We start from the raw sequence: 14,873 nt of genomic DNA on the forward strand, positions 1-14,873 counted from the left end.
GATCGGTCACGGCGGCTGCGGGAAAACGATTTTAACGGAAGCGATGTTGTATACGACGAAGGTCGTTAATAGATTGGGAAAGGTAGAGGACGGAAATACTGTATCTGACTTTGACAAAGAAGAGATCGCGAGAAAAATATCCATTAGTACATCCCTAATTCCGATTGAATGGAAGGAACATAAGTATAATATCCTCGATACACCCGGGTATTTCGATTTTGTTGGAGAAGTAAACAGCGCCTTGAGGGTAGCCGGCGGGGCCGTCCTATTGGTGGATGCATCATCAGGTATTGAAGTTGGTACGGAAAAGGTTTGGAAGTATACCAATGATCGAAAAATGCCTAAGTTTATATTTATGAATAAAATGGATAAGGAAAATATTAATTTTGAAAAGGTATTGAATGATTTAAGAGAGAAATTTGGTAAGGCCGTGGCACCTTTTGCAATACCTCTTGGAGAAATGAATAATTTTAAAGGTTTTATCAATGTAGTTGATATGATTGGAAGAGAATACAACGGTAAAGAATGTGTAGATATACCGCTTAACGATGAAATGATGAACATGATTACCCCTGTAAGAGAAATGCTTATTGAATCTGTCGCAGAGAGCGATGAAGCATTGATGGAAAAATTCTTTGGTGGAGAAGAATTTACTGCCCAGGAAATACATGATGGCTTACGGAAAGGTGTATTGGCAGGTGATATTGTACCTGTGCTGGTAGGATCTGCTGTAAACAATATTGGAATCCATACATTGTTAGATATGATCAGTGACTATATGCCATCACCAAAGGACATGAAGCCTTATGAAGGCATTGATGAAAAGACTGGAAATCCAGTGGTGAGAAAGATCGATCATACAGAGCCATTCTCCTCCTTTGTATTTAAGACTGTAGTAGACCCATTTGTAGGGAAAATTTCTTTATTAAAAGTGGTATCAGGTGAATTAAGGTCTGATATGGAAATATACAATCCAGAAAAAGCCGAGGTAGAAAAAGTAGGGAATCTATTCTTGCTCAGAGGAAAGAATCAAGTGCCTGTTGATAAGGTGGTTGCAGGTGATATCGCAGCCATTGCGAAGCTCCAGTATGCATCCACAGGAGATACCCTGTGTGATAAAAATCACCCAGTAAAATATCATAAGATTGAATTCCCTGAACCAACGTTATTTATGGCAGTAGAGCCTAAGGCCAAAGGGGATGAAGAGAAAATTGGTGTGGGCTTAAATAGATTAACTGAAGAAGATCCAACCTTTATGATTGTGAGAAATGCTGAAACGAAGCAAACCTTGATTGGCGGTCAGGGCGATATTCATATCAATGTAATTACCAATAAGTTAAAGCATAAATTTGGTGTCGATGTGCAGCTTGCTGACCAGAGAATACCTTTTAGAGAGACGATCAAAGGAAAAGCCGATGTACAAGGAAAGCATAAAAAGCAATCCGGTGGACATGGACAATATGGTGATGTAAAAATTCGATTTGAACCAGCCCAAGAAGATTTTATATTTTCAGAAGAGATCTTTGGTGGTTCCGTGCCGAGACAATATATCCCAGCCGTAGAAAAGGGATTAAGAGAATGCTTAGATGTAGGCGTTCTTGCGGGATACCCTGTGGTAAACCTTAAAGCAATATTATATGATGGCTCTTATCATGATGTAGACTCTTCTGAAATGGCCTTTAAGATTGCTGCATCTTTGGCATTCAAAAAGGGACTTGAGATGGCAAAGCCTGTGTTATTAGAGCCAGTTATGCATGTGGAGATTGTAATTCCTGAGGAATATATGGGCGATATCATGGGAGATATGAACAAGCGCAGAGGCAGAATTTTGGGGATGGAGCCTGTTGGGGATGGAACCCAAAGAGTTGTCGCAGAAGCACCTCAAGCTGAACTGCTGAAATATGCCATAGATTTACGATCCATGACCCAGGCAAGGGGAAGCTTTACCATGAGATTTGAAAGATATGATGAAATGCCTCAACATTTAAGTCAAAAAATAATTGAAACAGCAAAGGCTGAAAAATAATACAAACATCAAGAAGACCTTTTCTATTGTAGAAAAGGTCTTTTTCATTTAATTAATAATGATGAAAGAAAAAATGTATTGAATAATATCTAAGGGTCTACAAAAACTAAACAAGACCAAAGAATAGAGGAGGATTTATGATGAGTGATCATTATGTGAACTATGAAAGACAGCCAGCGGTGAATGCCCATGAAAAACTAATAGATATTATTAAGGATATTGGTCCTGAGGATGAGTTGGTGATTACGATGGATGCCTTCGATGCCGACCAATCGGGCTATATATTTGATATTTTAGAAGAACATGGCTTTGAAGTACTACCCAAGGGAAGCAATGAAGGGAATCAATATCATATAGTGGCCCATCGCAAGAAGAGACATAAGCATTCTTAGGCGTTTAAAATGAAATAATAAACTAGCCAATCGTATGATTGGCTAGTTTATTATTTGGTAAAAATAGATAGAGAGAAACAAAAATGATTAGCTATTTTCAAAAAATAGCTGATTATGGTCAAAAATTATAAAAAATAGACATTGAAAACAGTAAATGAATTGATTAAAATGAAAATATGAAGGTCAAAGAAAGTCAAAATGGAGTGATTCTATGTCTAGGATTAGCAATATAATTGAAATATTCATAAAAGAACTATTAGATGAATCCAATAATTTAGCCGTAGAGATTCAAAGAAATGAGCTGGCAGATTATTTTAATTGTGCACCATCCCAGATTAATTATGTGCTAATGACCAGATTTACCGTGGACAAAGGATATCTGATCGAGAGCAGAAGAGGTGGCGGTGGCTATATTAAAATTGTCAAAGTAAATATAGACAAAAATCAGTATTTGCGAATGCTGATGGAGGATATCGGAGATGTTATTGGCAATATGAAGGCTGAAGCCATCATCCATCGATTGTTGGAAAAAGAGTTGATCTCTGAAAGAGAAAAACGATTGATGTTGGCAGCTATTAGTGATCGTAGTATAAATACACCAATAAATTTAAAGGATCATATCAGAGCCAATATATTAAAGAGTATGGTGGCAACAATTTTTTAAGTGGGAGGGAGTAGCATGATATGTGAAAACTGCAACAAGAATACGGCGACGGTTCATGTAACAAAAATACTGAACGATAAAAAAACAGAGCTGCACCTATGTGAGCAATGTGCGAAACAGAGTGAAGGTGTGCCCTTTGATACATCCTTTACCATTAACAATTTTTTGACAGGACTATTGGACTCTATTCATGATTCGCCTATTAAGGTGGATTATATAAAGACGACCAAATGTGATCATTGTGGCATGAGCTACGGAAAATTCAAACAATTGGGCAGATTAGGATGTTCCCAGTGCTACAATGCTTTCCAAGAAAAGCTTATTCCCCTGATCAAGCGTGTTCAGGGTAGTGAAGTCCATACTGGAAAGGTTCCCAAAAGAGCTGGGGCGAACATTCTCATGAAAAAAGAGATTAAACGATTAAAAACTGAATTGGAAAAAGCAATACGCAGTGAAGAATTTGAAAAAGCTGCTGTCTTAAGGGATAAGATTCGTGAGACAGAAAGGCAGCTCCATCAAGATAATTAGGGAGGGTATAAGATGGCTAAATGGATGGAACAGCTAGGACCAGAGAGTGACATTATTATCAGCAGCAGAATTCGATTGGCCAGAAACGTTGAAGAGTTTCCCTTTCCAGTGGCGCTGACAAAGAGCAAGAGCAAAGATCTCATTAAAAAGGTCAGGGATACGATTTTAGAAGGAAATACAACCTTGAAAAACGATTTTGAAGTTTTCGAATTAGAGGAAATGCCTCAGCTGGAGAGACAGACATTGGTGGAGAAATATTTAATCAGTGCTGCCTTGATGGACCAGTCAGAAAAAAGTGCTGTCTTATTAAATAAGGATGAATCGGTAAGTATTATGGTGAATGAAGAAGATCATATACGCATTCAATGCTTATTACCAGGATTCCAATTGACGGAAGCTTGGGACACAGCAGATAAAATTGATGATGTCTTAGAGGAAAGCTTAAAGTATACCTTTGATGAAGAGTTAGGATATCTCACATCTTGTCCTACCAACGTAGGCACTGGCATTCGTGCCTCAGTCATGGTCCACCTGCCTGCTTTGACCATGACTGGCTATATTAATCGAATCTTGCAAGCTGCCAGTCAAATAGGATTGGCAGTGCGAGGAATCTATGGGGAAGGTACTGAGTTTACAGGTAATATATTTCAAATATCCAACCAGCTAACCCTTGGAAGGAATGAAAGAGAGATCGTTGCAAATCTAAAAGACGTAACGCTCCAGATTATCCAAAAGGAAAGAGATGCAAGAAACACGCTGCTTTCCAGCAACCGTATTCAGCTAGAGGATAGAATGTATAGATCCTATGGTACCTTAGCCAATGCGAGGATATTGAGTTCTCAAGAATTTATGAAGCTCTTATCAGACTTGCGTCTAGCTATAGATATGAAAATTATCGGAGGCATCTCAATGGATGTGATCAATCAGATGATGGTGATGGCTCAGCCTGCATATCTGCAGAAGAGCGCTGGAAAGCCTTTGAGTGTAAATGAAAGAGATATCCGCAGGGCAACGATTGTTAGAGAAAAGCTTAAGAATATCACATAAAGATGAAATACTTAGAAACTGATTAAATGAAAATCTGAAGGAAATACTACAAAAAGTGAAAAAACAGGTATTTGTTGGAGGTGTGAAAGATGGCGATGTTTGGAAGGTTTACGGAGAGAGCACAAAAGGCAATCCTTCTTGCCCAAGAGGAGGCACAAAATCTGCGGCATAATTATGTAGGGACAGAGCATTTATTGTTAGGGCTGCTACAGGAAGGGGAAGGCATTGCTGCAAAAGTACTTTTAGGCCTTGGTGTTAGCGTAAAGGACTTAAAAAATAGAATTGAAACCATGATTGGTGGTGGAAATGAAGAGGGGGCCCAGTTGTTGGGTTTTACCCCAAGAACCAAGAGAGTATTTGAACTGAGCTTTGCGGAGGCACGGGCCTTGGGACACAATTATATAGGTACAGAGCATTTGTTATTAGGGTTGATTCGAGAAGGGGAAGGCATTGCTGCAAAACTGCTGGTAGACAGTGGTGTGAGTATGGCAAAAACCAGGGATGAGATCATCAAGCTTCTAGGCAATTCTATTCCCAACAAGGATGTGGAGGGCAATCATCATATGGCAAGCAACAAAGGAACGCCAACATTAAATGATTATGGAAGAGACTTAACGGAGATGGCCAAGGAAGGGAAGCTGGATCCTGTTATCGGAAGAGAAAAAGAGATCGAGAGGGTTATACAAATCCTCAGCCGTAGAACAAAAAATAATCCTTGTTTAATTGGTGAACCCGGTGTAGGTAAAACGGCCATTGCAGAAGGATTGGCCCAAAGGATCGTGGAGGGAAATATTCCAGAGCTGTTAAGAAGCAAGCGGGTTGTCACCCTGGATTTAGCATCCATGGTTGCTGGTGCAAAGTACCGAGGAGAGTTTGAAGATCGACTGAAAAAGGTCATGGAGGAGTTAAGAAAATCTGGTGATGTTATCCTCTTTATCGATGAAATGCATACCATTATTGGTGCTGGTGCTGCCGAGGGAGCTATCGATGCATCCAATATTTTAAAGCCTGCCCTTGCAAGGGGAGAGTTACAGGCTATTGGTGCTACCACCTTGGATGAGTATAGAAAACATGTTGAAAAAGACCCAGCCTTGGAAAGAAGATTCCAGCCTATTACTGTAGAGGAGCCTACGGTAGAGGAATCAATACAGATTCTAAAAGGACTGCGGGATCGATATGAAGCCCATCATCGCGTGAAGATTACAGATGGTGCCCTGAGAGCAGCCGCAGAGTTATCACATAGATATATTCGTGATCGATTCTTACCAGATAAGGCCGTGGATGTAATTGATGAAGCCGCATCAAAGGTGAGACTGCAAATTGTAACCCAGCCGCCAGAGCTAAAAGATTTGGAGGAAAAGCTAGAAGAATTATTGAAAGAAAAGGAAGAGGCTATCAGTGGTCAGGATTTCGAAAAGGCTGCAAGAATAAGGGATGAAGAGAAGAAAATTAAAGATGAGCTGGAAAATCGAAAGAACAATTGGCGTGTAGGGCATACAGACCAAGCAACGGTGGGTGAGAATGAAATCGCCGTCATCGTATCAGACTGGACAGGTATTCCTGTGAACAAAATGGCCCAGGAGGAATCAGAAAAGCTCCTAAACATTGAAAATATCCTTCATGAGCGTGTCATTGGTCAATCGGAAGCTGTAGAAGCTGTGGCCAAAGCAGTGCGTAGAGCGCGGGTAGGATTGAAAGATCCTAAACGCCCCATTGGTTCATTCATTTTCCTAGGCCCTACAGGGGTAGGAAAAACAGAGCTATCCAAAGCACTGGCCGAGGCACTCTTTGGCGATGAAAATGCCATGATTCGGATCGATATGTCAGAGTACATGGAGAAACATACGGTTTCTAGGCTGGTTGGTTCTCCTCCAGGATATGTGGGATATGATGAAGGTGGTCAACTGACAGAGAAGATACGAAGAAAGCCATATTCGGTTATATTATTCGATGAAATAGAGAAAGCCCATCCCGATGTGTTTAATATTCTTCTTCAAATACTGGATGACGGCAGATTGACAGATGCGAAAGGAAGAATGGTAGACTTCAAAAATACTGTAGTAATCATGACATCCAATGTGGGTGCCCATACCATTAAAAAGCAAAGTACACTGGGATTCACAGCGGATACAGAAAATGAGAAGAGAAATGCTTATGAGAAGATGAAGGAGAATGTGACTGAGGAGCTGAAAAAAACCTTTAGACCAGAATTTTTGAATAGAATCGATGAAACCATCGTGTTCCATGCCCTAGAGGAAGAGCATATTCAGCAAATTGTAGAATTAATGATCAAGGATTTATCTAATCGAATGGACGAATTAAACATTTCCCTGGATGTGTCCCAAGAAGCTAAAAAGTTGTTAGCTGAAAAGGGATTTGATCAAGCCTATGGAGCAAGACCATTGAAACGTGCCATCACAAAGATGGTAGAAGATGGGCTGTCAGAAGAAATGCTAAGGGGTAAGATCACCAAGGATGATAATATCCTTGTGGACGTGGCGAATCAAGAAATCGTATTTAGGAAAAAATAATAGAAGCTCTCAGGAGAACCGCCCCATCTTGGGATACTCCTGGGAGCTTTTTTATATGGGTAGGTCCAGACTAGGGTTAATCAGAAGGTGTAGGGGCGATTCACGAATCGCCCGTTATTTGTGGAAGAAAATTTTATGGATAGGGATATAATTGCTGGTATTCTGAATGCAGTGAAGAATCTCAAAGAAAGATCCTTCGCTGTGTTTAAGATGACAGGTTGGCAGAGATCTTGGGTCAAAGGGCGATTCGTGAATCGCCCCTACGAGTTAGGTGTTTTGGCTATCAAGAAACACATAAAAAATCAACAAAAATATATTGTATACACGAAAGGAGTATGTTATCATGAATACTATAGTTTTTCATACAAACACATATGTGCATATATTACGGACAAAGAGGTGGAACCATGGGTAAGAAAAAGTTCTTAATTATTGATACAGAGATTTTACCAGATGTATATGAAAAGGTTCTTTTTGCCAAGGAGCTCATCCGTCTTGGAAAGGCCAAGGGTGTCACGGAAGCGGTGGAAATGGCAGAAATCAGCAGGAGTACCTTTTATAAATATAAAGATTTTGTTTTTTCCACGTCAGAGCATGCAGCGGGACAGAAGGTAACAATTTCCTTGCTGTTAAGCCATACACCGGGAATATTATCAAATATATTAAATCATCTGGCTGCTTGCAGGGCAAATATATTGACCATTCATCAGGATATCCCCATTAACAATGCGGCCAATATCAGCCTGACCTTTGATATTGCCAACGTGGTGATCGGTATGGATGAATTGCTAAACAGTTTAAAAGATCAAAGTGGTGTGCTGCGAGCAGAATTAATCGCAATGGAATAGGAGTGAGAAGCATGGTATCAATTGGTGTACTAGGATATGGAGTTGTTGGATCTGGTGTCGTAGATCTTCTCCAAAAAAATAGTGAGAGACTTCGTCAGAAATTAGGCGTTGATTTAAATGTCTTAAAGGTACTGGTAAGAAATTTAGACAAATATAATGATGCAGGTTCCCTGTTAACCATCAAAGAGGAAGAGGTAATCCATGAAAAGGTAGATATCGTCATTGAAGTAATGGGGGGCATCCATCCTGCTTATGACTATGTAAAAAAGGCGCTTAAGATGAAAAAGCATGTGATTACAGCCAATAAAGATTTGGTTGCTGCCCATGGGGAGGAACTCATGGCATTAGCCCTTGAGAATCAAGTATGTTTTGCCTATGAAGCCAGTGTAGGAGGCGGTATACCTATTATCCGGCCTATGACAGATTCATTGGCAGCCAATGAAATCTCTCAAATCACAGCGATACTCAATGGAACAACCAACTTTATTTTAACCAAAATGTATAAGGAAGATATGGACTACGGCCACGCGCTGCGGGAAGCCCAACAGCTAGGCTTTGCAGAGGCGAACCCGGAATCCGATGTTATGGGATATGATGCAGCCAGAAAATTATCGATCTTGTCCACCTTGGCCTATGACCAAAAAATTGATTGGAAGGATATTGATGTTGAAGGAATCACAGAAATCGATGCCCAGGATATAAAGTATGCGAAAAAGTTAGGGTGTGTGATCAAGCTGTTAGCCATTAGTAGGAAAAACGAAAAGGGTGTATTTGCGGCGGTTCGACCTGTCATGGTCAGTGAAAAAGGGCCCTTCGGCCAAATTGATAACGAATTTAACGGCATTCGATTTGAAGGGGATGCCATAGGCGAGATGATGTTCATAGGAAAAGGAGCTGGAAAGCTGCCTACGGCCAGTGCAGTGGTAGGTGATATTATCCATATCGTCCAAAATTATAAAGGGAAACATGGAAAAGTAACAGCTCAGGGACAGCGTCCTTCTTTAAAGTGGGAACATCCTTTTCAATGGATGCTGCGGATCAAAACCAATGATCGATACAAGGTGATGGGGAGTATTAGTGAGCTTTTCGCCATTAACAATTTTATGTTTGACGATGCCCAAGACAAAGGAGAAGTTATCTGTGTTGTAGAAATAGAAAATGAGCAGAGCGGGTATGAAAAGCTCCAGGAGTTGCAAAGCAAAGGATACATTCAGGGTATCAAAAAGATGATGAAATTGGAGGAGATGGTTTCATGAAATGGAATGGACTAATTCATCAATATAAAAAGTATTTACCCGTCACGGAGGAAACACCTATCATAACCCTATGCGAGGGAAATACACCTTTGATTCGGGCACAGAATCTTGAGAAGGAAATGCCGGGACTAGAAATATACTTAAAATATGACGGCTTAAATCCAACAGGATCTTTTAAAGATCGGGGAATGACCATGGCGGTTACCAAGGCAGTGGAGGCTGGGTCTAAAGCCATCATATGCGCATCTACAGGAAATACTTCTGCCGCTGCAGCAGCCTATGCAGCCAAGGCAGGTATCCGATGTATCGTAATTATCCCCAATAAGAAAATTGCCATGGGCAAGCTTGCTCAAGCTATCGCCTATGGTGCGGAAATCATTGCTATTGATGGGAATTTTGATGATGCATTGCAGATGGTAAAGGAAATTTCAGAGAAATATCCAATCACCATGGTCAACTCCATCAACCCCTATAGAATAGAAGGACAAAAGACCAGTGCTTTTGAGGTTTGCGAACAACTAGAAGAGGTACCAGACTATTTATCCATACCAGTCGGCAATGCAGGTAACATTACAGCCTATTGGAAAGGTTTTAAGGAGTATAAGGAAGAGGGGAAAATTGATAAGCTGCCTAAGCTTTTAGGGTTCCAGGCCAGCGGGGCAGCGCCTATTGTGGAGAATCGGGTATTTGAAAGCCCAGAGACCATTGCCACAGCCATTAGAATTGGAAACCCTGCCAGCTGGGATAAGGCAGTGACAGCCCTGAATGAGTCTGAGGGTATGATTCATAAGATCACTGATGAAGAGATTCTTGAGGCATATAGCATGGTTGCCAGCAAAGAGGGAATATTTGCAGAACCTGCTTCCTGTATATCCATCGCAGGTATTTACAAGCTATATAAAGAAGGCAAGCTTGAAAAGGGTAAGAAGGTTGTTTGCGTGTTGACGGGCAATGGGCTTAAAGATCCTGATACTGCGGTGGGCTTAGGGGGATCTATCAAAGAATTGAAGGCAGATTTTGCATTGATCGAAAAAGAAATCATAGGATAAGGACTGTGAGAACAATGACCTACCGTATAAGGGTACCAGCAACAACGGCAAACCTAGGACCTGGATTTGATGCCCTAGGGTTGGCATTGAAATTATACAATGAGTTTCAAATAGAGGAGATTGCATCAGGCATCGAAGTGCTGGGTTGTGATGAGATTCCATTGGAAGAGAATTTAATCTATACCACCATCCAAAAACTGTTCAAGCAATATCATCATGAAAAGCAAGGCGTGAGGGTGATACCCCATCATATTGATATTCCCCTTAGCAGAGGATTAGGCAGCAGTGCGGCTTGTATTGCAGCGGGTATCGCCATTGCCAACAGGGCCATGGGTGAGCCGTTAAAACTAGAGGATATGATTCGGATAGGGACAGCGTTAGAGGGACATCCTGACAATGTAGTGCCTGCTTTGGTGGGGGGCATGGTCGCTTCTGTTCATGAGGCAGATCAAGTGATATACTCGAAGATAAACATTCCGAAAAACCTGTGTTTTGCTTTGATGATTCCTGATTTCACCGTATCAACCGGGGAAGCAAGAAAAGTGTTACCAGAGCAATATTCCAAAAAAGATTGCATTTATAATATATCTAGAACTGCTTTGCTGGTGGCGGCCATGGGAAACGGTGAACTGGAAAAATTACGATATGCCACAGCCGATAGAATTCATCAATCCTATCGTACAAAGTTGATACCTGGATTGGAGGAAATATTTCAAAAGGCCCAATCCCTAAGGTCAAAAGCAGAAGTAATCAGTGGTTCAGGATCAACCCTTATGGCAATGATTGAGAGAGATAACACCAGCTTTGAACAGGAGATGAATATTTTCCTAAAGGCCATGGAAGGCGGTTGGCAGATAAAGATTTTAGAGAACGATGATGAAGGTATACAGATTTATGGGTAAGAGCTTTATGGGGTACACTCCCATGAAGCTTTTTATTTTGAATAGTTTTGGAAATGATTGATATAAATTGAGATTCTAATAACATTGACGGGGAAATATCAAAAGGATACAATCAGTATAGAGTATATGTGGCAAACAGCGGAAAACGAGTAGGAGGAAGAAATGGCGAAAAAGAATAAAACTGTTTTTGTCTGCCAATCCTGTGGATATGAAAGTCCAAGATGGATGGGGCAGTGTACCTGCGGAACATGGAACTCAATGGTTGAAGAGATTGAAGAGAAAGGACAAGCCTATAAAAAGTCCCCTACATTGACCAGTTCATCGAAGCCTCAATTTTTAAAGGACATACAGTCAAGTACCTACGACCGATTAGATACCCGCATTGGAGAACTAAATCGGGTACTGGGTGGAGGCTTGGTAAAGGGTTCTCTGACATTAATTTCAGGTGAGCCGGGAATCGGTAAATCCACTTTGATTTTGCAGGCCAGTAGTACCATCGGAGATCAATATGGTACCGTCTTGTATGTATCTGGAGAAGAGTCTGAAGAACAGATAAAAATGAGGGCGGAAAGGCTTCATGCGGTTTCAGATCATCTGATGGTGGTATCAGAAACCAATATAGATGTGATAGAAAATTATATAGATGAACTCAATCCTGTATTTATCATCATCGATTCAATTCAGACTTTATTTAAGCCTGATTTGACATCAGCACCAGGCAGCGTATCTCAAGTGAGAGAATGCGCAAACAATCTGATGAGAATCGGGAAAACCAAGGATATCCCCATCTTTATTGTAGCCCATGTAACCAAAACAGGAGAATTGGCAGGACCAAGAATTTTAGAGCATTTGGTAGATACAGTGCTCCATTTTACGGGGGAAAGATCTGCTGAGTTTCGGATGGTTCGTGCAGTAAAAAACCGATTTGGCACAACCAGTGAAGTGGGTGTGTTTGAAATGAAAGAAGAGGGTTTGGTAGAAGTCGGTAATCCATCGGCTATATTCTTAGAAGGCTTGACGCCGAATGTGGAAGGTGCCATTGCTATCTGCAGTTTAGAGGGAACGAGACCTTTATTGGTGGAGATTCAGGCATTGGTAGCTCCTACAAACCTAGGCTTTGCTCGACGAACAGCCATAGGCATTGATTTAAACCGCCTGAATCTGATTATTGCTGTATTGGAAAAAAAGGTAGGATTACCTTTGACCAATCAAGATGTCTATGTAAATGTGGTAGGCGGCCTAAAACTGGAGGGGACATCCTCAGACTTGGGGGTAGCCTTGGCTATTTATTCTAGCATGCGGGGATTGCCGATACCCACAACAACAACCATGGCCATTGGGGAAATCAGTTTAACAGGAGAATTAAGACCTGTTTCAAATGGGGAAAAAATGATCAAAGAAGCGGCGAAAATGGGATTTGAAAAATGTATTTTGCCAGGGAAGAGTGGAAGAAAGCTTCAAATAAGTGATCCTATTCAGCTGCAAGGAGCAGATTCCCTAATGGATGCAATTAAACTGTTGTTTAGGTCAGTATAGATATACCACAATGGGCACTAAAATTAAGTGATATAAGGAAAGGAAACATGTTATAATTGTAGAATAGCAAAACCAAGCAGAAAATGGATGATTTGGATGTAGATTGGGAAAAATTTGTGAAAATGATAAAAAGTGTTCTTGGAATTCAATAAATGGGTATATTATAATGTAAGTGGCATTTTTTATGAAACTGGGAGGGTATAGAATTGGTGCGTGATGATAGGATAAAGGAAGAAGGAATTACGGGTTCCATTAAATTACTAGCGCCGGGCACACCCTTAAGAGAAGGCTTGGAAAATATTTTGCGGGCCAAAACAGGGGGCTTAATCGTTATCGGGGACAATGATGAAGTTATGAGTCTAGTAGATGGTGGATTCTATATTAATATAGATTTTTCTACAGCGTATATATATGAACTAGCGAAGATGGACGGTGCAATAATATTAAGTGCTGATGCAAAACGGATTCTATATGCCAACACACAGCTTATCCCAGATCCGTCTATACCATCCTCTGAAACGGGTATCCGCCATAGAACAGCAGAGCGGGTTGCACGGCAGACAGGACAGATGGTGATTTCCATTTCTCAAAGAAGAAATATCATAACAATATATAAGGGTTACTCCAAGTATATACTTCAAGATACAAACAAGGTTTTAACAAAGGCTAATCAAGCAATTCAAACGTTAGAAAAGTACAAAAAAGTGCTGGATCAAGCAATGACAAATCTGAGTGCTTTAGAGTTTGAGGATTTGGTAACCATCTATGATGTAGCTACTGTACTCCAAAGAACAGAGATGGTGATGAGAATCGTGACGGAAATCGATAAGTACATTGCTGAGCTTGGCAATGAGGGTCGATTGGTGAGCATGCAATTGGAAGAGCTTTTGGCCAATGTCAAGGAAGACGGTAAGTATGTGATTGAAGATTATCGAATTCAAGAGGACGGCATAGATTATAATACCACTACGAGACAGATTAGAAATCTTTCCTCAGAGGAATTATTGGATTTGACCCATATTGGGAAGATTTTAGGCTACAGCGGAGGATTGAATGCCCTGTTGGATACACCTGTTTCACCAAGGGGTTACAGAATGCTGAGTAAGATTCCTAGGCTGCCCATGTCGGTGATCCAAAATGTAGTGATCCATTTCAATGATTTCCAAAAAATATTGAAGGCATCCATCGAGGAGTTAGACGATGTGGAAGGAATCGGGGAGATTCGGGCCAGAACGATCAAAGAAGGTCTAAGACGTGTACAAGAACAGGTACTGATGGATCGCCATTTGAGATAACAAAACAATAAAACACCAATGATTTTCATTGGTGTTTTTTAGACATTAATATAGACTATATTTGCCAAGGGTCTCCAGGTGCTTTGATTGGGTTTTCATAATGGATGCCATGTCTAAATCCAGGGCATTGCATATGGCAGCCAGGTAGAATAAATGATTGGCCAACTCTTTTTCAACTTTATCTTTGCAGATATCACATAGCTCACCAGAAATATGGTTCGCCGTATATTGAGTTAGCTCTTCATAAGAAATATCATCTGGCACATCTTGCTTTTTTGCATCTATCTGAATACAGCCACAACTGGTTACTGATTTTACAATAGCACGATTTACTTTTGCACTGCTTTCCTGAAATTTAGTGACGACGTCAAGTATGCTCTTGTGGCGTACCAGAACATTAGAAACCTCTTGTTGAAATTTTGTGCAAACTGAATCTTTCATATATCAATCACCTCAATAAGATAAATTGAGAACCATATCCCTTTTACGAGATAATTGTATCATAGAATAAATAGAATGGAAAGAAAAAAGCACGATAATATATTATGCAAAATAAACCACCGAAAGGAAAAGTCATCGAACAAAACGAAGTATGCTGCTTCGAAAAAAGGCAGTAGATGATCATGAAATAAATGTGAATGAAGGTGATTGACAACGTATAATCCATGTGATAAAATATTCATTTCTTGACAAAACTCCCTGGTTTTTGTATACTTAATATGAGGCAATGTATAATTTGGGAGGTTTGCTACATGTTTAATATTGGCGATAAAGTAGTTTATCCGATGCATGGAGCTGG

13 protein-coding genes are annotated in these 14,873 nt (G+C 40.4%); 12 read left to right on the forward strand and 1 reads right to left on the reverse strand.

Annotation, left to right across the window (positions count from 1 at the left end; translation table 11 throughout):
• The first annotated feature begins 1 nt into the window (after window position 1).
• The 12 genes from fusA to disA all read left to right on the forward strand — a co-directional run bounded on the left by fusA (window position 2) and on the right by disA (window position 14,074).
• Window positions 2–2,026 carry an elongation factor G gene (gene fusA / locus K0R93_RS18625; RefSeq protein WP_300304798.1) on the forward strand — a complete coding sequence of 675 codons (2,025 nt, stop codon included), beginning with the start codon at window positions 2–4 and terminating at the stop codon, window positions 2,024–2,026.
• A gap of 140 nt (window positions 2,027–2,166) precedes the next feature.
• Window positions 2,167–2,418 carry a hypothetical protein gene (locus K0R93_RS18630; protein WP_300304800.1) on the forward strand — a complete coding sequence of 84 codons (252 nt, stop codon included), beginning with the start codon at window positions 2,167–2,169 and terminating at the stop codon, window positions 2,416–2,418.
• 211 nt (window positions 2,419–2,629) lie between these two features.
• A complete protein-coding gene (locus K0R93_RS18635; RefSeq protein WP_300304802.1) occupies window positions 2,630–3,082 on the forward strand; it encodes a CtsR family transcriptional regulator in 453 nt (150 codons plus the stop codon).
• 15 nt (window positions 3,083–3,097) lie between these two features.
• Complete coding sequence (locus K0R93_RS18640; protein WP_300304804.1) at window positions 3,098–3,610, forward strand: UvrB/UvrC motif-containing protein; 513 nt, start codon at window positions 3,098–3,100, stop codon at window positions 3,608–3,610.
• A gap of 12 nt (window positions 3,611–3,622) precedes the next feature.
• Window positions 3,623–4,657 carry a protein arginine kinase gene (locus K0R93_RS18645; protein WP_300304806.1) on the forward strand — a complete coding sequence of 345 codons (1,035 nt, stop codon included), beginning with the start codon at window positions 3,623–3,625 and terminating at the stop codon, window positions 4,655–4,657.
• A gap of 89 nt (window positions 4,658–4,746) precedes the next feature.
• Window positions 4,747–7,188 carry an ATP-dependent Clp protease ATP-binding subunit gene (locus K0R93_RS18650; RefSeq protein WP_330685223.1) on the forward strand — a complete coding sequence of 814 codons (2,442 nt, stop codon included), beginning with the start codon at window positions 4,747–4,749 and terminating at the stop codon, window positions 7,186–7,188.
• Between the two features lie 407 nt (window positions 7,189–7,595).
• Window positions 7,596–8,036 carry an ACT domain-containing protein gene (locus K0R93_RS18655; RefSeq protein ID WP_300304808.1) on the forward strand — a complete coding sequence of 147 codons (441 nt, stop codon included), beginning with the start codon at window positions 7,596–7,598 and terminating at the stop codon, window positions 8,034–8,036.
• An 11-nt stretch (window positions 8,037–8,047) separates the two neighbouring features.
• On the forward strand, window positions 8,048–9,292 hold the full coding sequence (locus K0R93_RS18660; protein ID WP_300304810.1) for a homoserine dehydrogenase: 1,245 nt from the start codon (window positions 8,048–8,050) through the stop codon (window positions 9,290–9,292).
• A complete protein-coding gene (thrC, locus tag K0R93_RS18665) occupies window positions 9,289–10,341 on the forward strand; it encodes a threonine synthase (RefSeq protein WP_300304812.1) in 1,053 nt (350 codons plus the stop codon). The genes K0R93_RS18660 and thrC overlap by 4 nt, the downstream gene beginning before the upstream one ends.
• Window positions 10,342–10,355: 14 nt before the next feature.
• Window positions 10,356–11,243, forward strand: coding sequence for a homoserine kinase (gene thrB / locus K0R93_RS18670; RefSeq protein ID WP_300304820.1), 888 nt, complete (start codon window positions 10,356–10,358; stop codon window positions 11,241–11,243).
• Window positions 11,244–11,405: 162 nt separating this feature from the next.
• Window positions 11,406–12,779, forward strand: coding sequence for a DNA repair protein RadA (gene radA / locus K0R93_RS18675; protein ID WP_300304814.1), 1,374 nt, complete (start codon window positions 11,406–11,408; stop codon window positions 12,777–12,779).
• Window positions 12,780–12,988: 209 nt separating this feature from the next.
• Entirely contained in the window at window positions 12,989–14,074 is a 1,086-nt protein-coding gene (gene disA, locus K0R93_RS18680) for a DNA integrity scanning diadenylate cyclase DisA (protein ID WP_300304822.1), read from the forward strand.
• A 45-nt stretch (window positions 14,075–14,119) separates the two neighbouring features.
• Here the strand turns inward: disA and K0R93_RS18685 are convergent, their stop codons facing one another.
• Window positions 14,120–14,515: a DUF1573 domain-containing protein gene (locus tag K0R93_RS18685; RefSeq protein WP_300304816.1), complete on the reverse strand. Its 396-nt coding sequence runs from the start codon at window positions 14,513–14,515 to the stop codon at window positions 14,120–14,122.
• Window positions 14,516–14,873: the final 358 nt, after the last annotated feature.

The sequence above is a fragment of the Anaerosolibacter sp. genome (assembly GCF_029240175.1).
In the GTDB taxonomy this organism is placed as follows: Bacteria; Bacillota; Clostridia; order Peptostreptococcales; family Thermotaleaceae; genus Anaerosolibacter.

What these genes read in the sequence shown, in the direction of transcription:
- K0R93_RS18630 (WP_300304800.1), top strand. Translation starts at nt 2,167, where the DNA reads ATGAGTGATCATTATGTGAACTATGAAAGACAGCCAGCGGTGAATGCC.
- K0R93_RS18635 (WP_300304802.1), top strand. Translation starts at nt 2,630, where the DNA reads ATGTCTAGGATTAGCAATATAATTGAAATATTCATAAAAGAACTATTA.
- K0R93_RS18640 (WP_300304804.1), top strand. Translation starts at nt 3,098, where the DNA reads ATGATATGTGAAAACTGCAACAAGAATACGGCGACGGTTCATGTAACA.
- K0R93_RS18645 (WP_300304806.1), top strand. Translation starts at nt 3,623, where the DNA reads ATGGCTAAATGGATGGAACAGCTAGGACCAGAGAGTGACATTATTATC.
- K0R93_RS18650 (WP_330685223.1), top strand. Translation starts at nt 4,747, where the DNA reads ATGGCGATGTTTGGAAGGTTTACGGAGAGAGCACAAAAGGCAATCCTT.
- K0R93_RS18655 (WP_300304808.1), top strand. Translation starts at nt 7,596, where the DNA reads ATGGGTAAGAAAAAGTTCTTAATTATTGATACAGAGATTTTACCAGAT.
- K0R93_RS18660 (WP_300304810.1), top strand. Translation starts at nt 8,048, where the DNA reads ATGGTATCAATTGGTGTACTAGGATATGGAGTTGTTGGATCTGGTGTC.
- thrC (WP_300304812.1), top strand. Translation starts at nt 9,289, where the DNA reads ATGAAATGGAATGGACTAATTCATCAATATAAAAAGTATTTACCCGTC.
- thrB (WP_300304820.1), top strand. Translation starts at nt 10,356, where the DNA reads ATGACCTACCGTATAAGGGTACCAGCAACAACGGCAAACCTAGGACCT.
- radA (WP_300304814.1), top strand. Translation starts at nt 11,406, where the DNA reads ATGGCGAAAAAGAATAAAACTGTTTTTGTCTGCCAATCCTGTGGATAT.
- K0R93_RS18685 (WP_300304816.1), bottom strand. Translation starts at nt 14,515, where the DNA reads ATGAAAGATTCAGTTTGCACAAAATTTCAACAAGAGGTTTCTAATGTT.